General features: G+C 53.3%; 28 protein-coding genes and 1 pseudogene. 19 read left to right on the top strand and 10 right to left on the bottom strand.

What is annotated here, in order from left to right:
* Positions 1–2 precede the first annotated feature (2 nt).
* On the bottom strand, positions 3–470 hold the full coding sequence (locus AB4P97_RS08280; RefSeq protein WP_395602408.1) for a YmfL family putative regulatory protein: 468 nt from the start codon (positions 468–470) through the stop codon (positions 3–5).
* A 64-nt stretch (positions 471–534) separates the two neighbouring features.
* A complete protein-coding gene (locus AB4P97_RS08275; RefSeq protein WP_395602407.1) occupies positions 535–729 on the bottom strand; it encodes a hypothetical protein in 195 nt (64 codons plus the stop codon).
* A gap of 99 nt (positions 730–828) precedes the next feature.
* Here AB4P97_RS08275 and AB4P97_RS08270 point away from each other — a divergent pair, with 99 nt between their 5' ends.
* The 4 genes from AB4P97_RS08270 (at position 829) to AB4P97_RS08255 (ending at position 5,167) form a co-directional block, all read left to right on the top strand.
* Positions 829–1,560 carry a S24 family peptidase gene (locus tag AB4P97_RS08270; RefSeq protein ID WP_395602406.1) on the top strand — a complete coding sequence of 244 codons (732 nt, stop codon included), beginning with the start codon at positions 829–831 and terminating at the stop codon, positions 1,558–1,560.
* A gap of 127 nt (positions 1,561–1,687) precedes the next feature.
* The gene (locus tag AB4P97_RS08265) at positions 1,688–1,963 is read left to right on the top strand and encodes a hypothetical protein (protein WP_395602405.1); all 276 of its coding nucleotides are present in this window, start codon (positions 1,688–1,690) and stop codon (positions 1,961–1,963) included.
* 427 nt (positions 1,964–2,390) lie between these two features.
* The gene (locus tag AB4P97_RS08260; RefSeq protein ID WP_395602920.1) at positions 2,391–3,956 is read left to right on the top strand and encodes a methyl-accepting chemotaxis protein; all 1,566 of its coding nucleotides are present in this window, start codon (positions 2,391–2,393) and stop codon (positions 3,954–3,956) included.
* A gap of 446 nt (positions 3,957–4,402) precedes the next feature.
* Positions 4,403–5,167, top strand: a complete 765-nt coding sequence (locus AB4P97_RS08255) for a hypothetical protein (protein WP_395602404.1) — start codon at positions 4,403–4,405, stop codon at positions 5,165–5,167.
* A gap of 51 nt (positions 5,168–5,218) precedes the next feature.
* Here the strand turns inward: AB4P97_RS08255 and AB4P97_RS08250 are convergent, their stop codons facing one another.
* Positions 5,219–5,521, bottom strand: coding sequence for a hypothetical protein (locus AB4P97_RS08250; protein ID WP_395602919.1), 303 nt, complete (start codon positions 5,519–5,521; stop codon positions 5,219–5,221).
* Positions 5,522–5,954: 433 nt separating this feature from the next.
* Here AB4P97_RS08250 and AB4P97_RS08245 point away from each other — a divergent pair, with 433 nt between their 5' ends.
* The 7 genes from AB4P97_RS08245 to AB4P97_RS08215 all read left to right on the top strand — a co-directional run bounded on the left by AB4P97_RS08245 (position 5,955) and on the right by AB4P97_RS08215 (position 9,159).
* Positions 5,955–6,359 carry a hypothetical protein gene (locus AB4P97_RS08245; protein ID WP_395602403.1) on the top strand — a complete coding sequence of 135 codons (405 nt, stop codon included), beginning with the start codon at positions 5,955–5,957 and terminating at the stop codon, positions 6,357–6,359.
* Entirely contained in the window at positions 6,356–6,547 is a 192-nt protein-coding gene (locus tag AB4P97_RS08240) for a hypothetical protein (RefSeq protein ID WP_095135462.1), read from the top strand. Before AB4P97_RS08245 ends, AB4P97_RS08240 begins: the two co-directional genes overlap by 4 nt.
* Entirely contained in the window at positions 6,544–6,738 is a 195-nt protein-coding gene (locus AB4P97_RS08235) for a hypothetical protein (protein WP_085731233.1), read from the top strand. Before AB4P97_RS08240 ends, AB4P97_RS08235 begins: the two co-directional genes overlap by 4 nt.
* Before the next feature lie 156 nt (positions 6,739–6,894).
* On the top strand, positions 6,895–7,644 hold the full coding sequence (locus tag AB4P97_RS08230; RefSeq protein WP_395602402.1) for a hypothetical protein: 750 nt from the start codon (positions 6,895–6,897) through the stop codon (positions 7,642–7,644).
* Positions 7,641–8,204, top strand: a complete 564-nt coding sequence (locus AB4P97_RS08225) for a siphovirus Gp157 family protein (RefSeq protein WP_395602401.1) — start codon at positions 7,641–7,643, stop codon at positions 8,202–8,204. The genes AB4P97_RS08230 and AB4P97_RS08225 overlap by 4 nt, the downstream gene beginning before the upstream one ends.
* 7 nt (positions 8,205–8,211) lie before the next feature.
* A complete protein-coding gene (locus AB4P97_RS08220) occupies positions 8,212–8,733 on the top strand; it encodes a hypothetical protein (RefSeq protein ID WP_395602400.1) in 522 nt (173 codons plus the stop codon).
* Positions 8,734–8,814: 81 nt separating this feature from the next.
* Positions 8,815–9,159: a hypothetical protein gene (locus tag AB4P97_RS08215; protein WP_395602399.1), complete on the top strand. Its 345-nt coding sequence runs from the start codon at positions 8,815–8,817 to the stop codon at positions 9,157–9,159.
* Here AB4P97_RS08215 and AB4P97_RS08210 read toward each other — a convergent pair.
* Positions 9,128–9,580, bottom strand: a complete 453-nt coding sequence (locus tag AB4P97_RS08210) for a hypothetical protein (protein ID WP_395602398.1) — start codon at positions 9,578–9,580, stop codon at positions 9,128–9,130. The genes AB4P97_RS08215 and AB4P97_RS08210 overlap by 32 nt on opposite strands.
* Before the next feature lie 269 nt (positions 9,581–9,849).
* A complete protein-coding gene (locus AB4P97_RS08205; protein WP_395602397.1) occupies positions 9,850–10,038 on the bottom strand; it encodes a hypothetical protein in 189 nt (62 codons plus the stop codon).
* A 151-nt stretch (positions 10,039–10,189) separates the two neighbouring features.
* Here AB4P97_RS08205 and AB4P97_RS08200 point away from each other — a divergent pair, with 151 nt between their 5' ends.
* On the top strand, positions 10,190–10,366 hold the full coding sequence (locus tag AB4P97_RS08200) for a hypothetical protein (RefSeq protein ID WP_395602396.1): 177 nt from the start codon (positions 10,190–10,192) through the stop codon (positions 10,364–10,366).
* 15 nt (positions 10,367–10,381) lie between these two features.
* Here the strand turns inward: AB4P97_RS08200 and AB4P97_RS08195 are convergent, their stop codons facing one another.
* Complete coding sequence (locus AB4P97_RS08195) at positions 10,382–10,981, bottom strand: hypothetical protein (RefSeq protein WP_395602395.1); 600 nt, start codon at positions 10,979–10,981, stop codon at positions 10,382–10,384.
* A gap of 99 nt (positions 10,982–11,080) precedes the next feature.
* On the opposite strand from AB4P97_RS08195, the gene AB4P97_RS08190 reads away from it, so the two are divergent.
* From AB4P97_RS08190 to AB4P97_RS08180, 3 genes are all read left to right on the top strand, one after another.
* Entirely contained in the window at positions 11,081–11,227 is a 147-nt protein-coding gene (locus AB4P97_RS08190; protein ID WP_395602394.1) for a hypothetical protein, read from the top strand.
* A gap of 23 nt (positions 11,228–11,250) precedes the next feature.
* A complete protein-coding gene (locus AB4P97_RS08185; RefSeq protein ID WP_395602393.1) occupies positions 11,251–11,463 on the top strand; it encodes a hypothetical protein in 213 nt (70 codons plus the stop codon).
* Positions 11,464–11,564: 101 nt separating this feature from the next.
* Positions 11,565–12,443, top strand: a complete 879-nt coding sequence (locus AB4P97_RS08180; protein ID WP_395602392.1) for a hypothetical protein — start codon at positions 11,565–11,567, stop codon at positions 12,441–12,443.
* A 418-nt stretch (positions 12,444–12,861) separates the two neighbouring features.
* Here AB4P97_RS08180 and AB4P97_RS08175 read toward each other — a convergent pair whose 3' ends face one another.
* Positions 12,862–13,488 (bottom strand): hypothetical protein, encoded by a 627-nt coding sequence (locus AB4P97_RS08175; protein ID WP_395602391.1) that lies wholly within the window; start codon positions 13,486–13,488, stop codon positions 12,862–12,864.
* A gap of 56 nt (positions 13,489–13,544) precedes the next feature.
* On the opposite strand from AB4P97_RS08175, the gene AB4P97_RS08170 reads away from it, so the two are divergent.
* A complete protein-coding gene (locus tag AB4P97_RS08170) occupies positions 13,545–14,366 on the top strand; it encodes a hypothetical protein (RefSeq protein ID WP_395602390.1) in 822 nt (273 codons plus the stop codon).
* Here the strand turns inward: AB4P97_RS08170 and AB4P97_RS08165 are convergent.
* Entirely contained in the window at positions 14,303–15,880 is a 1,578-nt protein-coding gene (locus tag AB4P97_RS08165) for a hypothetical protein (protein ID WP_395602389.1), read from the bottom strand. The genes AB4P97_RS08170 and AB4P97_RS08165 overlap by 64 nt on opposite strands.
* Positions 15,881–16,073: 193 nt before the next feature.
* On the opposite strand from AB4P97_RS08165, the pseudogene AB4P97_RS08160 reads away from it, so the two are divergent.
* Positions 16,074–16,397: pseudogene (locus AB4P97_RS08160) on the top strand (hypothetical protein).
* A 376-nt stretch (positions 16,398–16,773) separates the two neighbouring features.
* On the opposite strand, the gene AB4P97_RS08155 reads toward AB4P97_RS08160, so the two are convergent.
* Positions 16,774–16,983, bottom strand: a complete 210-nt coding sequence (locus tag AB4P97_RS08155) for a hypothetical protein (protein WP_095118632.1) — start codon at positions 16,981–16,983, stop codon at positions 16,774–16,776.
* A 104-nt stretch (positions 16,984–17,087) separates the two neighbouring features.
* Between AB4P97_RS08155 and AB4P97_RS08150 the strand changes: the two genes are divergently transcribed.
* Complete coding sequence (locus AB4P97_RS08150; RefSeq protein ID WP_095118631.1) at positions 17,088–17,330, top strand: DUF4224 domain-containing protein; 243 nt, start codon at positions 17,088–17,090, stop codon at positions 17,328–17,330.
* A gap of 1 nt (position 17,331) precedes the next feature.
* On the top strand, positions 17,332–18,381 hold the full coding sequence (locus AB4P97_RS08145) for a tyrosine-type recombinase/integrase (RefSeq protein WP_395602388.1): 1,050 nt from the start codon (positions 17,332–17,334) through the stop codon (positions 18,379–18,381).
* Positions 18,382–18,488: 107 nt separating this feature from the next.
* Here AB4P97_RS08145 and AB4P97_RS08140 read toward each other — a convergent pair whose 3' ends face one another.
* Positions 18,489–18,668, bottom strand: a complete 180-nt coding sequence (locus tag AB4P97_RS08140) for a hypothetical protein (protein ID WP_395602387.1) — start codon at positions 18,666–18,668, stop codon at positions 18,489–18,491.
* Between the last annotated feature and the right edge of the window lie 54 nt (positions 18,669–18,722).

Here is an 18,722-nt window from a genome sequence, read left to right as displayed (position 1 = left end):
ATTTAGCCGCGAGCCTTGTGCAACTCGATTACTGCACCGACAGCCTCAAGACTCGCCGACATGTACTTGGCGTGCAGGGCGCGAATCTTCTTGGCTTCTTCCGCATCGATCTCGCCATCGTCCAGTGCAGATACAACCATTTGGTCTAAGGCGCCGCGCTGTGCAGATGCCGCAAGCGAGCGCTGGTATAGGTCTACGTTGTCCAGTTCGCCCGCTTGTGGAATCTTCACGAACACACCGCCGTACATCCCGCAGATGTAGTCGGGCAGATGCTCAGTCTTCGTTTCGCTTTCAAGCACGAAGATTTCGGCATCGCTCAAAGGCTTGCAGCCAGCCGTCTCGTAGATCTGGTTTTCTAGGCGTTTGTCTTTGATGCCAAGACGAGCAGCTGCGCAATCCATCCCACCAGGGAAAGCGTTGGACACGGCCGCCATGACTTGGCGACGGGTCTCTAGTACGGGCGTTTTCATGTCCTAGTTTTTCCTCGGGTTGGATGCGGTCAAAATCTCTTCAATGGATCTGCGGGCGGGCATGTCAGGCAGCTGTTTTACTAGAGGCTTTAGCCTCAAGCGCTTTGAAAACATCAGGCTTAGCAATGCGCAGAAACATCATTCGCGCCCTCGGGATTCCGTACTTCCTCCAATCGCTTACCGATGGAGGGCGTACTTCGCACAGCTCGGCCACTCGAAAGGTGCCGCCGAGAGCGTCGATAATTTCATTTGGGTTCATGCCTGATTTCTCCGGCTATTCGCACAGATCGAGATATTAGGCATACCTTTTATTTAGGTCAATAGGAATACCTTAGATGCCTAGTGTTAGGCTCCCCTAATGACGACACTTCAAGAACGACTAAAGCTGGCCATGGCTGGTCCGCCCAAGGTTTCCCAGGCTTCTCTTGCACGGGCCTGTGGGATTCGCGCGCCGTCTGTAAATGACTGGCTTTCAGGGAAAACAAAAACCATCGAAGGGCAGAATCTTTTAATCGCTGCTGATTTTCTGAAGGTACAACCAATGTGGCTGGCTACCGGAAAGGGATCGATGCGCAAGGGCGTGGATGGCGGGCTTTTACCCGATAGCAAGGAGAGCAACGTAATTTCCATTGATTCACGAAGGAAGTCTCTCGATTCCAGCTTTATAACGATCCCACAGATGGACGTGGCCGGATCAATGGGCGCCGGAAGGGTTCCCCCCGACCATATCGAGGTGATCAGGGATATTACCGTCCACCTCGACTGGCTTCAGACGCAGGGATTGTCTTATTCAAAGCTGGAGAATTTGGCCATCATCGATGGTGATGGCGACAGCATGGAGGGAACGTTCCGCAATGGTGATGCCCTGCTGGTGGATCGCGGCATAACCGAAATACGCACCGATGCGATCTACGTTTTCACGCTGGATGGTGAGCTTTTTATTAAACGGCTCCAGCGACTGACAGGCGGATCTCTGCGCATGATTTCAGACAATCCGGTGTACCCTGCAATCATGATCGACGGTGACATGCTTGCGCGCGTGCATATCCAGGCCCGAGTTCTGCTTGTGTGGAACGCTCGGAAGCTTTAGGTATAAGCCATGTCCCTCACCAAGCCCAACCAGCAACTGCGCCGCGACCTGAAAGAGGCTGCAGTCCGGTTTGGCTGCTTACTCGGATCAGGCCAAAGGCGGCAAAATCATCGGGACGTTTGAATAGATGACAGATCTGATCCAGCAGCTCGATGGTCCACGGACTGCACAGCAGGAGCTGTTCTATGATCTTGAGGATGCGAGCGCGGTCATTCGCTGGGCAATGGGCGAGCTGACCGGCATGGCTAAGTGTAATAAGACCCCAGACGAAGTGATGGCGCTGATGAAAATTTGCGCGCTGTTGGATGCTCAACAGCAGAACCTGAGTGGCTATGCGGATGAGGTGAAGGCGGGGAGGATTTTGCGAGGCGCTGGGCTTCTTGATTCTGCCCACCCCTTCTAAATCCCACCCCCAAGCCTTTCTACTGCACGCGCATAGAAGGCAGTCGCCCCATCCCCCAGCTCCCGCCAATCATCATCGTCGATCACACCAGTTCGCTTGTACTCGTCCGCTAGCTAAACCAGCTCGTCACACTGCTACTCGGCGATCATCCAGACTCCGGATTCTTTACCTATTTAGAGCCAGGCGGCCAACGCTTCCTGCTTCCGATCGTCTCTTACAGCAGATTAAGGGGCGAGTGCTAGTTTCACCAAGGCAGCGGACGGCATTTTTTAATCAAAATCAAGAGCATATCTAGACCAACAACTTGGATCCAAAAAACCTGAAATAACAAATGCAACTCATTGTTATTAAAAGATTTTTTACAAAAACAGCTCACCTTATCCGAATTTTGGCCGATGCCTTCCTAAGGAACCATGGAGTCATCGGAATGAGAAACAATCAGCCCGTAACACAGCGTGAGATTACACTCGCACCACAGCAGAAGCTCATCTCAACGACAGATGCTCGAGGAGTCATTACGTACTGCAATGACGCCTTTGTAGAGATCAGCGGTTTTGATAAGGCCGATCTAATTGGTGCTCCGCAAAATATCGTACGTCATCCTGATGTCCCCCCTGCTGTCTTCGCACACATGTGGACTGCTCTCAAGCAAGGCCGACCATGGATGGGTATCGTCAAGAACCGCTCAAGAAATGGCGATCACTACTGGGTCAATGCCTACGTCACGCCAATATTTGAAGGCAGCCAGGTGGTAGGCTTCGAATCAGTCCGAGTGAAACCATCGACTGATCAGATACGCCGTGCTGAATCCCTCTATAAGCGCATCAGCCAAGGAAAGCCGGCAATCCCTCGGCAAGACCGCTGGCTGTCCGCTCTATCGAATTGCCTGCCGTATGTAGCCATCGGTTTGGCAGGCTGCTCATTCGGTTTATTCTTCAGTGCACCTATAGCTACAGCCTTGGCTATAGGCATAGCAGTGCCGATCGGGTTGCTCTCTTCGCGCTGGCACACTCGGGGAACTCTGCGCCTGCTACAGATGGCCGAACCCTCTACCTCCGACCCACTGATCGCCCAGATGTACAGCGATGCGAGCGGACTAGAAGCTCGTCTAGAGGCAGCCTTCGTCAGTCAGACTTCGCGCCTGAAGACTTGTCTCACACGCCTACAAGACACAGCCGAACAGCTCACTGCGCTGGCGGAGCAATCCGACGTGCTTGCCGCTGATAGCTCGAAAGGCCTGGATCGCCAGCGTGTAGAAACAGAGCAGGTCTCTGCAGCGGTCAACCAGATGGCTGCAACCACACAGGAAGTCGCCAGCCACGTCCAAAGGACGGCTGATGCCACCCAACAAGCCAACCAGCTGACCAGCCGAGGTCGTGATGTGGCCCGGGATACCCGTGAGGCTATCGAGCGGCTCTCTGCTGTTGTTGGCGAAACAAGCCTGACGGTCGCACAATTGGCCAAGGACAGTAGCGAAATAGGCACAGTCGTCGACGTAATCAAAGGCATCGCCGATCAAACCAACCTATTGGCACTGAATGCCGCAATCGAGGCTGCACGGGCTGGCGACATGGGCCGAGGTTTCGCGGTAGTAGCTGATGAGGTTCGCCAATTAGCCCAGCGCACTTCGCAATCGACCACGCAGATCCATGATCTGATCACCAAGCTACAAACTTCGTCCAACAACGCAGTACAGACAATGGAAAGCGGTCACCGCCAAGCCCAAGAAGGCGTTTCTTGGGTACTTGAGGCGGACAAAGCCTTGGTGGGTATCAGCGAGGCGGTTTCCAATATCACGGACATGACCACGCAGATTGCTGCTGCCACGGAAGAGCAAAGCGCCGTGGCCGAGGAAATCAGTCGCAACATCACAACGATCGCCCACTTAGCCGACCAAACTTCTGGCCAAGCACGCGAGTCGGCTAATCTGAACAAGGAATTGACCAAGACAGCGTCTACGCAGTATTCGTTGGTCGAGCGCTTTAACCGATAGCTGAACAACTTTCTCAAAGAGCCCGCCCAGTGCGGGCTTTTTCATGCCTAACAAAAATAAATTAGGCATACCTATTGACTGAAAAAGAAGGAGTGCCTAATGTTCGCTCCATCGCAGCGACACACAGCCATTGCGAAGGGCCTCAACAGACCCGCCGCTCTTTCACAATTTGGAATCTTCGCGGATCGATCCCCGGAATCGGGCATAGCGCGAAACACAAACTTCGATCCCCATGCAGGCTCTGGAACCTGCCGGACTCCCCTAATGGGAGGACGCCAAACCATGCAAGCCAGCCGGCGAAGAACACCGAACACGAAATGTGTGACGCCGGCTAGGTGGGGAAACCGCGGCGCCGCGCATGGAGCGGACAGCAACACGGAATTTTTCACTGATGCACCTGGTGTCGGGTGCATTGGGAAAACAACCGATCAAGCACGGAGCATCAAATGAGCGAACAAACACTTCAAGCGCTGCTTGCTGAGCGCGTCACCGCTTTTGCAAACAGCGACAAGCCAGTCGAAATCATCGATGAGCATGTAAAGAAGATGTTCACCAGCGTGATCGACAACTGCTTCGGCCGTTACGGCGACATGGGCAAGCAGGTCGAAGAGGCGATCAAGGCTGCGCTGCCAGCCAATTTGACCGAAATCTTTGAGCTGACTCGCTACAACGCAATGATCGCCGCTGCTTTGAAGGAAAAGTGGGAAAACAGCGGCGTCGAGGCCGACATGGTGCGCTTGGCGCAGAAACAGATCGATGAAGTGCTGAATAAGGACGCGCCGCCTGAAGTGATCAGTTTGCAGGATCTACTGAAAGCCTTCGTCGAAGACCACAAAGAGTCAGCGGCCGAAGAGCATTGGGAAGCCCCAGACATCCGTTTCCAGCCATCAGACTACGGTGGCATGCATATCTACTTCGACAAAAAGCCAAAGGACCACGGTATTTCAACCTACTCCAGAAGCACTGAGCGCAGCGAGTACATGCTCGACAACGCGATCCACATTAGCTTCGACCGTCACGGGAAAGACCGAAACGAAAAAGGTCATGAGATCGGATCGGTGTACGCCGCCAAGATCGACAACGAGAAGATCAGCCAAACCCTGAAATTCCGCTCTCCATTCGAAAAGATGGTCGCTGCACTCTATTTCGGTAAATCCAAAATCATCGTCGACTGCGATGAGGATGAGTTCAGCTACGGCATCTACGACTGAACAACCAGCACCATCACAGCCTGTAGTTGGCTGCACGATCTTCTATGTCGCTCAGTCTTCGATGTAATCAGATTTTGGAGTGGGCCAATTGTTCGCAAGGTCTTGGAACACTTGCTCGACCCAATCAGCATCAGAGGCCGCCTTCAATCCCACATAGTCATTGCCAGCACACCAAGTCTCGAGCCTGAATAGGAGGTTATCAGTGTTCTGATTTCCAACGTCAGTAGTTGAGATAAAAGCAATCCCGTCGACAGTGACTCGAAGCTGAACATGAGTAGAATCATCGACTGATGCGATGAGTTGCTTGACGGATTGACGACTGAGTGCTCCCGGTTTCGTTAGGTCGATCTGCATTGCGTTCAAACCTCTGAAAAATGAAAAACTACTGATCTCAGTTTGAGATAGGGTCTCCGATAGCGATATTTCTACTTCCGCACTTGCACACTGGAATGCGAGCTTCGGACCGCTTTCGATAGTACTCATAATCGCTTGCGGGAACAGTTTCAAAGCCCTGCCAGTGCCCCTCTGTTCTGCCCCTGTCGTCCGAGCTACTGATAAGCACACCTTCGTGCCCGCAACTCCCACATGTTGCCTTTCGACTGCTGTCTGACCAACTCATGTTGACGTCCTTTTCTTTGGTGCCTTCTAAAATTTAGCAGGCCTTTCCCCTTCTGCTCGCCCAACACAAGTACGAATGCACTCTCCTCCGCGCCCAACCGCAACCAGCGGAGCGGATGAGTGCATCCGAGTTTTGTTGGATCAACACCCCGCCACCCTGGAGACGACCATGTCAGCTCTACGCAAGCTCATCCCGGAAGACGACTTTCTCGACACGAAGGCTGGTCAGGAATGGCTTACCGAATCAGTCGACGATCTGCTGTGCCGACGCCACATCGAAGCACCGAATCCGGTGGGCCGAAGCAAGGTTCTGGTCAACGCCGATCACTTGCCGGAAGCCCTGACGGATTACATGGCCGCGAGCCCAGATCCTGATCGGTACATCGAGAAGATTTTGATCGAGCTGATCAGGCGTGGAGAAGGTGGGATTTTGCACGCATGGGCCGTTGAGGCTGTTGGTGGCGACCCGCAGATCATCCGGTCGCTGGCCATTGACCTGGTCGCGGAACATGCCAACGAATACCGAGACGCCAAGCGCGAAAGCGATCGCGTCGAGCAGGAGTGCGGGTTTTGAGCCCTCACATCCTGATCGACCAAGCCCTTGATGGTGTATCGGCGCCCGCCGGCGAAGAAGACATCAGCCTGCTGGTTCAGGGACTGATCACGCGCCTCTTCACCGACGGCGCGATCACCATCGACGAGTTCAACCACTACTGCAAACGTCTGCGTGACACCTGTCAGCGGCGCAAGGAGGAAGCATGAGTACGGCACCGGTTAAATCGCTGATCGACGAGCAGCTCGAGGACATCGAACACAAGATCGCCCTGCTCGGCTTCGGCCTTCCATTCAATGAGGTGATCGGCCGCAAGCGCGAGGATCTGGTCGCTAATCTCCCGCAGCGCCTGGCGCCCTCCATGAAGGGCAAGCGCATCGCCGTGAGAGTTCGGCCGTGACCGGTCGCCAATGGGTGCGCCGCCTGATCATCTGGCGCGGCGCGTTCTCTTCCCTTGGCGTTTTCACCTTCCTGATGCTGCTCAGTGCCCTCGCCGACCGCATCACTCAATAAATCCATCTTTCAAAGCTGCGCACATGCGCGGCGGGAGATCGTCATGCCTGCACCAAACCTCGCCCTCTGGGAAGAGGTCGAAAAGACCGACCCCAAGTTCACCAAGGAATACACCGGTCTCGGCGGCTTCACGGGTACTGCAGTGAATGCGCAGTATCTGGCCAAACGCGCTACTGAGCAGTTCGGCCCATGCGGAACCGGCTGGGGTTACGACGTCATCGAGGAACGCTTCGATATCGGCGGCCCGCTTTTGAACAAAGAAGGTTCGGTGCTGGCACATGCCCAGGTGCACACCCTCAAGGTCGCGCTTTGGTACTTGGGCGGCGACGGTGAGCGCAAGACAATTACGCACTACGGGCACACACCTTTCATCACTCAGAACAAATTCGGAAGCATCAGCACTGACTTCGATGCCCCAAAGAAATCCCTCACTGATGCGATCGGCAAGTGCCTGAGCCAGCTCGGCTTCTCCGCCGACGTTCGCCTAGGTCTTTACGACGACATTCACTACGTCAACGAACGCCTGGATGAAGCCGAAATCGAGCGCGCCGAAGACAAGATCGAAGCGAAGGAACGTCTGGCTGCCGAATACCGCGATTGGCTGGCTGAAACACTCCACTTGATCGGTACCGCGCAATCACTCAACGAGTTGGAACAGCTCTACAAATCGGCGATGCGCAAGATGGCACTGCGTCAGAACGACCCAGAACGCGAATCACACAAACTCAAATTCACCCGCGCCAAGGACGCCCGCAAAGCGGACCTTGAGGACGCTATGGAGGGTGCAGCATGACTGACCTTTACAAGCTGAATCGGCAGATGGCCGAACTCGCGGCTCTGGCTGACACAGACGACGACGGACTGCGTAAAGCCATTCAGGACACAATGGATGGCATCAAAGGCGAGTTCGAAGTGAAGGCTGACAACGTCGTCATGCTGCGCCGGAACATCGAAGGTGACATCGACGCCATCGACAAGGAGGTTGATCGTTTGAACGAGCTGAAGCGCATCAAGAAAAACACTGTTGGCCAACTCAGCGACTACCTGCGCCGGAACATGGAGGCCGCTGACATCAAGTCCATCAAGCGACCTCTGTTCACCATCACACTCGCGCTCTCGCCCGAGAAGGTCATTGTCGACAACGAGCAAGCAGTGCCTGACGAGTTCGTCACGTTAAAGAGCGTGATCACTCCCGACAAAAAAACTATCGCCGTGAAGCTCAAAGAAATCCGTGATCACAACGACGCGGTGCGCAAGCGCATCGAAGCCGGCGAAGACGCGGCGCATGAACTGCTACCGGAACCTGTCTGGGCTCACCTTGAGCGCGGCGAAAGCTCGATCCGGATCAAGTGAGGCCAGCATGATCAGCAACCACCTCAACGACGTCGAGCGGCGGCGTCAGGACGCAAATGACCTTTGCGCTCAGATTGCCCAGTACCTGGCCGCGGGCGGAAAGATCGACGTGCCAGAACCGGCGCCGATCAAGTTCACCAGCACCTCCGAGCGAAAGCATCCTCCAAGCTTTCAGCGACCGAAGGTGAAGGACGAAACAACCGCTCGCGTTGCGCGAATCCGGGAAATGGCAAAGACGCTGACCCGGAACGAGATCTGCGAGCGGGAAGGAATAGCGCTGGCCACGCTGAAGGCGATCGCCTGCAAGCACGCCATCAAGTTTCAAGTGCGGCAGAAAATCGGAACGGCGCCGAACAAGGTGCCGCCAGATGTTGAAGCGCGATTGGTCGCCGAGATCAATAACTGCATCGCCGGCGGCATGAACCGGAGCCAGTGCTGCAAGGCTCTGGCGATCAGCTACAACATGCTCGACCGGATCGTCCGGGACAGCGGGATCGACTTCCCAAAGCTGAAGCCTGCATTCCGATGAGACGAACCATCAACCAGGCGGCTACGGGCCGCCGACAGACCTGGCTGGACTTGCCGGCCAGCGGAATTGAAGAGGTAGGCCATGGCCAAGAGTGGACAAGAACGATCGGCGAAAGCCGCAGAGAAGCGGATCGAATACGACGAGAAGGAGTTGCGGCACCGGTTACGACTGGGTACCCGGCAGAAGCTTGATGAACTGATGGCCTGGAACGGCATCGAGGAGATGAGCGAGGCGGTGCAGAATCTAATCCTGAACGCTCATACGCTCGGACCGACTCTCTCATATCAGGCAATTCAAAGTCCGCGCCACAAAGTGCTAATAAGTGAAAACGTGGCGCGGATGTTTCAGAAGAAAAGCCTGGCTGAGTTGAGGCGAGATCCAGGTGACGAACCACCTACCGAGCGCTTGAACCATCTATTTGATTAACCGACGGATTATTGATTTCCGCACCGGTGATCGCTCGAATCGCTGCGGAGTCGACGTCTGCGCCTGCAACTGCGCAGTTGAAGGCCATTGCAACGGACGCATACACTCGAACGTCTGGATCTGCTTTTCCCGGGAATGACTCCAGCGCGTCCTTCCCTGCCTTCGCGACGCTGGACCTTCGTTTGACGGCCAGAACAGAAGAAAAATTCTCATCAAGTGATGATTGAAGCGCGTTCGTCGAGCCGGAAAGGCCGGACCATGCGGTGGAGGCTGAACCACTCGCAAGCGGTGCGAAAACGGCGCCGGCTAAGGTACCGGTTGCGGCCATGACAAACCGGCCTGAGTTCAAAACTCCACCATTTTTTGCGTGATAGTTCTGCAGAGCAATACAGTAAGTCATAGCAGCTGTGAATGATTTCACGGCATCATCATTGGTACAAACCGAATTGCAAGGGAGCTCTTTGGGTGTCCATGGCCAAACAGGCTCAGACTTCCACAAAGAACATCCTGATATAAGTGAAAAACCTAAACCCAAGCAACACCATTTGACGTTCCTGTCGTTCATCTTCGATTCACTCGCTGGCTTCGAATGTGCTCCAATATCAATAGCTCGTATTTCGGCGATATCAAGGTGCCATCTAAAACTTTGCAAAGGCCGCCACCAGCCCGTGCCATCGTAAATCGGATGTTTCAACTAGCGCTTGTAGCTAAAACGAATCGGTCTGCCGACTCCATGTAGCTGGCCAGGTCGATCACCTCCCGAAGGAACACGACCACCTCCAGCTTCACTGGGTCGTCGGGCAGCCCTATCCGTTTCAGCATCGCTTTAGCGTCCTCTTCGATCGCCGCTAGCGCATCAACATCGCTCTGCAACCTCATGTCGGCCTCCTGCCAGTGTGAGTTGAGTCATAGATACACCACCTGGTGACGAGCCGGCCAGCGGAATTGAAGAGGTAGGCCATGGCCGAGGAACAGGTACTAACGGCGGAGGCTATCAAGCAGCGCAGGAAGGCAGCAGGAGGTTCACCAGTTGCTGTTGATGAACCTGATCGCCACCGACTTCGATACCCAGGCGAATATGCTTCGCTGTGTCACGACACCTTATGAGCTTACTGCGAAGGTGTCACAAAGTTTCCGCACCAAGAGCATGGCCGCGCTGAGCGTCGACCCTAGCGAGCCAGAAGACGAAATCGTCGAGCCCCCTTAGCTTCTAGATGGCATGTCACTCCATCCTTTTGGCCCTTTCCCACTCCGTTTTCATTATTCGCTGACTCAACGAAATGATTTCCTCACATGCCTCCATCGCTCCGCCCTTGGAAATGCTTACTTGATCCGCAGCACGTTGAACCACGGCTGAAAGCTTTTGAAATGCGGGCTCATCCGGATTAGAAAGGAGCTGGATCTTCGCGCCGAGTGAAAACACCGACATCATTAACCTCCTTTTTTCAACCCCCCAAGACTCCACCAAAGTAGCGGCGGCTGACGGATCATGAGAGTCGACTTTTGCAATAAAACTTTGATGGATATCTCTACTTTCGGTATGAACCTGCATGATGCAGATTGCCGCAATATAGTCTGCGCAAGTGTTGCGCAATTCGTTTATCCAATTTTGACGGCTTTCTTTTACAGCTACTGCCCTAGCGAGCTTTTCTTGGCTACTTACTGATTTCTTATAGGTTGAGACCGAAACCCAAGAACCTGCCAGGACTGCAAAAATTGTAAGACCGAAACCCAAAACAACGGTCCAATCAGTTCCCGAATCAACTACAGCCCTGATTTCGGGGATCCTGTTAAGCGTCATCACCACATTTTCAATCGTCACAACCGCTCCTTTACCGGCTCCGTGCCGGGCCGAACACAAATACCCCACTTCTAAGAATCACGCCAGCCGGCGAGGCAGGCGTATGCCTGGAGAATGCTTATGAGCACTTTCGCTGTGCTTGGAATGACCATTGATGTCGCCACCGCCGAGGCGCGCAAGAAAACGAGCGGCACCCGCAAGAACCTAAAGGCGCCAGGCGGCGTCGAGCCAATACCGGAGCCTGAGTGTGGTTCGCAAGCGTGCTGAGAAGATCATTGGGGGGGGCTACAGTGCGTCAGCTCTCGCCATTGTTCGACGCACCGCAGTACGCCGAGCAGTTCATGGAGCTGGCTTGCAAGACTTTGCGCTGTCGTGATCTGAAGATCAGGGCAAAGGCAGTTCTGACCGACGTCAAGGGAAAGCCAATCCTCAATCCGAAAACCAAGGTGCCTAAGGTCGGCTTTACCGATTGGCCGCAGATGCAAGGAGCGCAGGCAACATAATCTGCACATGATCAACCTACGGGAAATCGCTTTGGCTACTTGGCAAAGTCGGCATGAAGAGGCAGGATAATGGCGAATTGGCATGAATCAGGGAAGAACATATGCAATACGCTCTGTGCAGAAATGATGGAAAAACTTGGGAAGCTTATGCATTTTCAAGGCTAGGCCACTCGGAGTTAAGCGATAAGCGTAACAATCTTATCTGTACAATGTGCGGAGCACTGGCATGGTTCCGAAAGGAAAGTACCCACGGTCACCCCGCTCACTTCTGTGCCCACCACAACAATGAATGCGAGTTAAAAGCAGAATACGTAGTTGTCGACCAGGATAAGGGAGATGGTACTGAAGCGGTAGATATGCTGAAAAGCAGTGGCGATATCATAGTACGTCTCGACAAAGAAAAGGGTGGTGATATCGATGTAGCTCCACCTGCAGAGCTTCCAGGCGGTCCGGCTTCGCAAGACGGAAGAACACACCTTGTAAAAGGTGGGGATAGATTGTCGAGTCAGGAGTTTACCTTACGTCGAATTCTGCATCGATTAGTACAGAGCCCTGATTTTCGGAACTCCTCCGCAAAATTAACTTTTTTTAAAAAGGGCGATGAGCCTTATATCTCAGGCTGCGTAAAGGATATCACTCGTGCATTCAGCGAGATTTCAAAGGAAGAAACAAGTGAGAACCCCATGTTCTACTGGGGACCAATCACCAGCGTCAAAACAACGCCAGATGGAAAGATCTGGTTAAACTCCTCTCCACAATATCAATCTGTCAGCGTGGCAATATTCCCAGACATTGCTGATGACTTCATAAAAAGCTTTAATATTGATGAGCTAGATGATTTAGCGGGTGCACACATCCTCGTCTCTGGAAAGTGCTTTTTCACCGGAAAGCAACAATCTAAACCTATCATCTGGTGCGGCGCGGTGAATCAAATTGTAATTCGACGTTATCGAGCAGCCAACTTACAAGTAGCTGGATAACACCAAGCATAGGCCAGGCACCCATTGGTTGCCTGGTACTGTTTATTTTTTTTCGCACCGCGTCATGATCAGAAGAGAACTCACACATATACACGCTTTGAATCGCACAAAAGTCCTTCACTGGCATCATCATATCACCGCGCATATAGCTCAGAAGTTTATGCGCCTCCACGTGGACGTGGTCAGCAAATAGAGTTTGATAAGCCCGGCTTGCATTTCCCGGGGGAGTGTTACCGAAGTCATTTGGACAGTTGGTCCACCGCCTAAAAAGCTCCAACTGAGCGTCACTTGCAAACTGATTATCTTCCTGCATTCAGAACTCCTTGTCTCGGTCCTATGCCGGGCCGAACACAAATACACCACTTCTACGAATCACGCTAGCCGGCGATGGTGGCACACGAGCTTCTTGGGAGTCCACTCATACAATTGATTGGCAGCGTGCAGCCTCATCCAGCAGGTATCGAAAGTTAGCCTTAGCTTCTTTACGAAAGTGCATTAAACGCTCAATATCACTTTCTTCCCTATCACCCGTCGGCTCCCAGTTTTTACCCAACCGGTTACAAACATCCAATGCGAACTGCGTAGCAACTTGCATATCAATTACAACGCCAACCTCCAATGGCTCAAGCCCATTGATATCAATAGCTTTAAGGGCTTCCCAGTGACTCGGCCACTCCAGGTGAAATTTAGCTTCAAGATATGGGCCAATAGTATCACTACCAAAATACTCTTGCTGCACGGCATCTTTGAGTAGCTTGGTTTTCACTAAATGCTTATCCGCCAAATAGATCAATATTCCTCTTAATCGCCTTTTTTTCTGAACTTCCTCAGCAATACGCTGCGCTTCTTGATTTTTAGACTGTCGATTACTTATTGAAAACGCCCCCCATATGGCGGCAATCGAGCCAACTGACTGAACCCAACTCGCTAACTCACTACTTGTTAGATTAAGCAGCGAAACTGTAAAGATCACCGCTAGGGCAAGTACGACATTCGGCACCGACAACCAAGGTTTGAACAGCGCCTTACCGCATTCATTCAGCATCCTTTTCCCACTCACCTTGACATTTGACCGGCGAATATACCCGGCGAGGTTCCCCTATGTCCGCACAACATCCCCGAATTGTCTGCCAGTTCAGCTGCGGCGCTGCCTCGGCGGTGGCCACCAAGCTGGCATTGACACAGTACTGCGCGACACACGACGTGCAGATCATCAACGCGCTCCTGGCAAACGAGCACGAAGACAACCGGCGCTTCCTTCTAAACTGCCAAGAATGGTTCGGACAAAAAATCGTGCAACTGCGTGACGAGAAGTACGGCGCCGATATCATCCAGGTGTTCCGGCGCGAGCGATTCATGAAAAGCCGGAACGGCGCGCCATGCACCAAGTTACTGAAGCGTCGTCTGCTCGATACCTGGAAGCAACCGGGCGACATAATGGTGTTTGGCTATACCGCCGAAGAAGTCGACCGTCTGGAAGACTTCCGCGAGCGCAACCCCAATCGCCCTGTCATCGCGCCCCTGATAGACGCCGGCCTTGGTAAAGAGGACTGCAAGGCAATGGTCGAGCGTGCAGGGATCGAGTTACCGCTGATGTACCGCCTGGGCTACGACAACGCTAACTGCATCGGCTGCGTGAAAGGTGGCGAAGGCTACTTTCGAGCGATCCGCGAAGACTTCCCAAAGCAATTTGAAGAGCTTTGCCGTGTTCAGGATGAACTTGGCCCAGGCTCGTACCTGCATCGCGACCGCAAGACCAATATCCGATTCTCTCTACGTGACCTTCCGCCTGGTAAACCCCGCCGAAACGAGGCGTTACCAGCTTGCTCTTTCTTTTGCGAGATAGCTGAAGCCGACTATCAACCAAGCGGTGCGGACATAACGTCGGGCAGAGCGTTAGCCGGTATACGGTCAACAATCTGAGCCTTCAATTTGCGATGCAGAACACGATGACAGTTGGCGCACAGGCATCGCAATTGATCCAGGGTTGTCTTGTGCTGCTCGCCCATATCTGCGACCTGGATCGCTTCATGATGAACCTCAATACAAGCCACCCCAAAATCGCCGTACGCTTCGACAGGATCTGTTCCGCACTCCTCGCAGAATAGCCGGCCATGTTTCTTGATAAATGAAGCTTTCTTGGCCTTAGAAAGACCCGGTGAGCGTTCACGTTTCAGGTGGTACACCAGCTTGACTTGGCCCTCGGCCCACTCCCTATCCTCAGTGTCTATGGGTATTTCAAGCGTCTCGACTTGCTCACCTTTGGGGACGACTTTGTAACCCGCAGCTTCCAACAGCTCGAAACAGACGGTCCCCTTTCCCGCAGTGAAATGCTTGGGCATTACCTTGAATCCCAACGCTTCCGTTGCAGCGAGGCCGAAGACCTGCTTGGGAGCTAGTCTGGCATTAGCATCAACTAACAGGTCGTAGTCGATAGAGGGTCCAAAATCCTCTGCCAGGACACCTTGAAGGAGATATTGGACTGCTTTCCAAATGTACTCAGCAGTGACCTTACGTAATTCTTCCGCCGGCAAGCGAGCGTTGCCTGCCAGCCCAGTCCCGTCTACGGAAACTAAGGCTTGTGTTGCAATTACCGCTTCCAAATCAGGGGCGTCCAAGAAGCCAAAAATTACGCTACCCAATGCAACTGAAATGGCCGCCAGGTAGCAGCCCTGGTTACCGTTACCATTTGACTGGAGAGGTGAGTTTTTCTTCGGCAGAAGTTTTAGGATTTTGTCGATATGAGCCTTCGGCGAGATCGAAGTCGATAATGCGATCCAGTTGATCGACACCAAAAATCCTGTAGCAGCCCAGCTTGCGCCAATCGCTCCAAATTCTTCTGGCTTTGGAGCTTCTGCGTAATTATTGATTGCGATGCCAATAGCTTTGATCCGTCCATTAGCGTAGGACACCACTACATCCCCAGGCTCCACCTGGGTTAAATTTTCATAAGTTTTGTTGCGAGCGCCATTTTTATTGGTTTTCGGCGACCAAATATAGCCACCGTCAAACTCGGCCTTAAAGGTCTGCTTATGGTTTACCCACCAAAATTTATACCGGGCGGCTAACGTGTCCTCAAAGTCGCGTAGGCGTGCTGCCGAATGCTCTACTGCCTCCGGGGAAAAAATATCAGGATGCCTAACCACAACGGCTTCAAATGCGAAATCCTGTAAACCAAGGCTGAGTAGAGCTCTGTAGCCTTGCGTTTCTGCCTCACGGATAACCACCCTCTCAACGCCCGAAACGATCCCGTGTTTTTCGAGCATGCGCCACGTATAAGCAGCAGGCTGTCGCTTCCCATGCTTCTGGAGCAGCGTCTGCTCGTAAGACAACACAGCGAGAATCGACTCAATCTCCGCCGATGAAGTTGCACCAAACCGCTCAAGAGCAATGCGTTCCGCTTCTAGCTTCAGGGTTTCAATCTTGTGTGCGTCCATGTTTGCTCTCTCCGATGAGGAGCAGATTCTAAAGCAGGTGGATGGCATTTCGACATATCTACATTTCACGACCTACCGACGTTCTGCTTACACAGTGCAAATTGAGTATTTGCAGAATTACAGACTGATCTAATAGCTCTGAAACCCCTCCCCTTCAAAGTCAGCCGCTATAGCGGCAAGGACGAGTTCGCCCATGGAAACGATAAAACTGATTCAGCCGGTGCCGGTTGTGCGCGATGAAAATGGGATGTTCTGGCACCCGGAACTGCCGCCAGTTGATGAAGGTGATGGCGATAAGTGCAAGAAGTGGATCGCCGAGCAGCGCGTGGTCGTGAAGATGACCAGCATTGAGGACGCGCCGGACGAGATCTCGGAGCGCTACTTCGACTCCCATGATCCGGATTGCAGCTACTGGGATCCGGATAAGCCGGAAGGCTAAGGCTGGTTCTGCCTGTCGATTCACGACACCGACGATGGCCCGGTCTGCTGGTGGGCACGACGCGAGATGACGCCATGATCCTCGCCCCGCTTTACATGTCCTACCTCATGTACAAGGGGCCGTGGCGATAACAAATTGCCCAGTCAAATAGTCGGGAAACCGACAGTGGAATGCAATGAACATTGAGGCTCACAAAACGAGGAAGACCTCATGAGACATTTTGCAGAAGCTGTTATTGCTATAGCACCAGTATCAAGTCGCAAGTCGAGAAATCGTTTCTTCGACGACTTTGACAGGTGGAGCAATCGCATATTCAGGAAGGGCCTTATCAATATCTACCAACGTCAAGAACTACGACTGCAAATCGCGGGAGCCTACCTCGCAACGCTAATGTAACCCCTCCCCAACTCGACAGCCTGGCCCTGTACGGCCAGGCTGCGGGGGAATCACTCCCTCAAAACCAATTCAGCACGCGCAGTAACCTCGCAAATGCTTGTTCGTTAGCGAAAAACGCCAGCAACACCAAACCTCCTCCCATGACGGTGACAAGAACACCACCCACAGCGTCGATGGCGATCAGAAATATTCCCAGAGCCATGAATGCGGTACCGAGCGCACCTAGCAACGTCCGGCTTTGCTTCTGCTCGGGATACTTGTTGAACATCCGCTTACTCCCACATCAGTTGCGCATCGATCAACTGTAGCCCAAGCGCAACCACCCGATATCAACCACCTTCTGCCGCCACGCGCGGCATGGAGCAATACCTCATGGAAACCGAAATCCTCTCCGACGAGGAACTGGCCGAACTCACTGGCTACAAGGCCCGTGCCTACCAGCGCCGCTGGCTGATTGATCGCCAGTGGGTGTTCGTCGAAAGCCGCGGCAAGCGCCCGCTGGTTGGTCGGATGTATGCCCGCATGAAGCTGGGCATGATCCCCCCCACGATTGCCGATCCGAACCCGCCGCCGGCTGCACCGGTATGGACGCCTGACTACTCGCGAGTGAATTGATATGCGCCCCCGCAAGGCCGACACACGCAACTTGCCGCCTCGGATGTACCAGTGGACGCGAACACGAAAAAGCGGAAAGGTTTGGATCGCATATTACTATCTAGATATGACAGGCAAGGCGATCCCGCTGGGCAAGGATCTGGACTTGGCCAGGGTCAAATGGGCGGAGCTGGAGGCGAAGGAAAAGCCGCTTGATCTGCGCACCATGAAAGGAATCTTCGACCGATATATCCGCGACATCGTATCGAAGAAAGCGGCGCGGACGCAGAAGGACAATTTGGCGGAGATCAAGCAGCTTCGGCCGATGTTCGACAGCGCTCCTATCGACTCAATCACCCCAGCAACTATCGCTGGGTACCGCGACGCGCGGACAGCGAAGGTCCGGGCGAATCGCGAGATTGCCACCCTCTCCCACGTTTTCAACATTGCTCGAGAATGGGGGCTGACGACCAAAGAAAATCCCTGCCAAGGCGTACGAAAAAACAAGGAAACACCGAGGGACTATTACGCAAATGATGTGGTTTGGGATGCTGTTTACGTGAAGGCAGCTCAGGAGCTGAAAGACGCGATGGATTTGGCCTATCTGACCGGGCAAAGACCGGCCGATGTCCTGGTCATGAGGAGGGACGATATCGAGGGAAATTACTTGGGTGTGCAGCAGAACAAGACACACAAAAAGCTGCGTATCCAGATGACTGACGGTGATGAGCCAAACAGCCTGGGCCTGTTGATAGGGAAAATGGCCGAGCGCAATGCTCAGCACATTTGCAGCTATTTGATCGTGAGCGCACGCGGCAAGCGGATGACCGCGAAGATGCTTCGCGATCGATGGGACGACGCCAGAGAAAGGGCTAAGAAAGAAGCTGAAGAAAAAGGCGATGTTCAGCTGGCGGAGAAAATCGGAGGCTTCCAGTTCAGAGACATCAGGCCGAAAGCGGCGTCGGAAATCCTCGACGTCGGCGATGCGAGCCTACTCTTGGGGCACACCAAAGGAGACATTACCGAGCGCGTCTATCGACGAATTGGCGCCATTGCCAAGCCATCAAAATAGCCCCAAAAACCGTTACAAAACTCAAAATCCGCCCCTTGTAGAATGCGGGCTGTAGAGGTGTCAAAAAATAAACGTATCGTAACGAAAAGCGGCTACAGGCCACGGTTTCATTGGCTTTGCATATCGGTCTTGAAAACCGTCGACTGTAACAGGTCCATGAGTTCGAATCCCATCGCCTCCGCCATATTTGTACCGACAAAGCCCTGATTATTCAGGGCTTTGTCGTTTCTGGCATTCGGGAAATTTGCTCCTCTCTCTATGGATCGTTTCCGCATCTTTTCGGGCATTTCCGCAACCCTACATTCCAGACCGCCCTCTTCCCGTCAATTTTTCAAACGCCA

The sequence above is a fragment of the Pseudomonas sp. A1230 genome (assembly GCF_044218825.1).
GTDB lineage: Bacteria > Pseudomonadota > Gammaproteobacteria > Pseudomonadales > Pseudomonadaceae > Aquipseudomonas > Aquipseudomonas iridis.
Note: the sequence above shows the minus strand (reverse complement) of the source record. Positions and strands in the feature narration are given on the sequence as shown.

Bases quoted from the DNA above. Each gene is read 5' to 3' on its own strand.
- AB4P97_RS08170 (WP_395602390.1), top strand. From the start codon at position 13,545: ATGTCCGCACAACATCCCCGAATTGTCTGCCAGTTCAGCTGCGGCGCT.
- AB4P97_RS08265 (WP_395602405.1), top strand. From the start codon at position 1,688: ATGACAGATCTGATCCAGCAGCTCGATGGTCCACGGACTGCACAGCAG.
- AB4P97_RS08255 (WP_395602404.1), top strand. From the start codon at position 4,403: ATGAGCGAACAAACACTTCAAGCGCTGCTTGCTGAGCGCGTCACCGCT.
- AB4P97_RS08235 (WP_085731233.1), top strand. From the start codon at position 6,544: ATGAGTACGGCACCGGTTAAATCGCTGATCGACGAGCAGCTCGAGGAC.
- AB4P97_RS08175 (WP_395602391.1), bottom strand. From the start codon at position 13,488: ATGCTGAATGAATGCGGTAAGGCGCTGTTCAAACCTTGGTTGTCGGTG.
- AB4P97_RS08220 (WP_395602400.1), top strand. From the start codon at position 8,212: ATGATCAGCAACCACCTCAACGACGTCGAGCGGCGGCGTCAGGACGCA.
- AB4P97_RS08280 (WP_395602408.1), bottom strand. From the start codon at position 470: ATGAAAACGCCCGTACTAGAGACCCGTCGCCAAGTCATGGCGGCCGTG.
- AB4P97_RS08145 (WP_395602388.1), top strand. From the start codon at position 17,332: ATGCGCCCCCGCAAGGCCGACACACGCAACTTGCCGCCTCGGATGTAC.
- AB4P97_RS08215 (WP_395602399.1), top strand. From the start codon at position 8,815: ATGGCCAAGAGTGGACAAGAACGATCGGCGAAAGCCGCAGAGAAGCGG.
- AB4P97_RS08230 (WP_395602402.1), top strand. From the start codon at position 6,895: ATGCCTGCACCAAACCTCGCCCTCTGGGAAGAGGTCGAAAAGACCGAC.
- AB4P97_RS08150 (WP_095118631.1), top strand. From the start codon at position 17,088: ATGGAAACCGAAATCCTCTCCGACGAGGAACTGGCCGAACTCACTGGC.
- AB4P97_RS08270 (WP_395602406.1), top strand. From the start codon at position 829: ATGACGACACTTCAAGAACGACTAAAGCTGGCCATGGCTGGTCCGCCC.
- AB4P97_RS08245 (WP_395602403.1), top strand. From the start codon at position 5,955: ATGTCAGCTCTACGCAAGCTCATCCCGGAAGACGACTTTCTCGACACG.
- AB4P97_RS08225 (WP_395602401.1), top strand. From the start codon at position 7,641: ATGACTGACCTTTACAAGCTGAATCGGCAGATGGCCGAACTCGCGGCT.
- AB4P97_RS08275 (WP_395602407.1), bottom strand. From the start codon at position 729: ATGAACCCAAATGAAATTATCGACGCTCTCGGCGGCACCTTTCGAGTG.
- AB4P97_RS08205 (WP_395602397.1), bottom strand. From the start codon at position 10,038: ATGAGGTTGCAGAGCGATGTTGATGCGCTAGCGGCGATCGAAGAGGAC.
- AB4P97_RS08250 (WP_395602919.1), bottom strand. From the start codon at position 5,521: ATGCAGATCGACCTAACGAAACCGGGAGCACTCAGTCGTCAATCCGTC.
- AB4P97_RS08155 (WP_095118632.1), bottom strand. From the start codon at position 16,983: ATGTTCAACAAGTATCCCGAGCAGAAGCAAAGCCGGACGTTGCTAGGT.
- AB4P97_RS08260 (WP_395602920.1), top strand. From the start codon at position 2,391: ATGAGAAACAATCAGCCCGTAACACAGCGTGAGATTACACTCGCACCA.
- AB4P97_RS08180 (WP_395602392.1), top strand. From the start codon at position 11,565: ATGCAATACGCTCTGTGCAGAAATGATGGAAAAACTTGGGAAGCTTAT.
- AB4P97_RS08140 (WP_395602387.1), bottom strand. From the start codon at position 18,668: ATGCCCGAAAAGATGCGGAAACGATCCATAGAGAGAGGAGCAAATTTC.
- AB4P97_RS08190 (WP_395602394.1), top strand. From the start codon at position 11,081: ATGAGCACTTTCGCTGTGCTTGGAATGACCATTGATGTCGCCACCGCC.
- AB4P97_RS08165 (WP_395602389.1), bottom strand. From the start codon at position 15,880: ATGGACGCACACAAGATTGAAACCCTGAAGCTAGAAGCGGAACGCATT.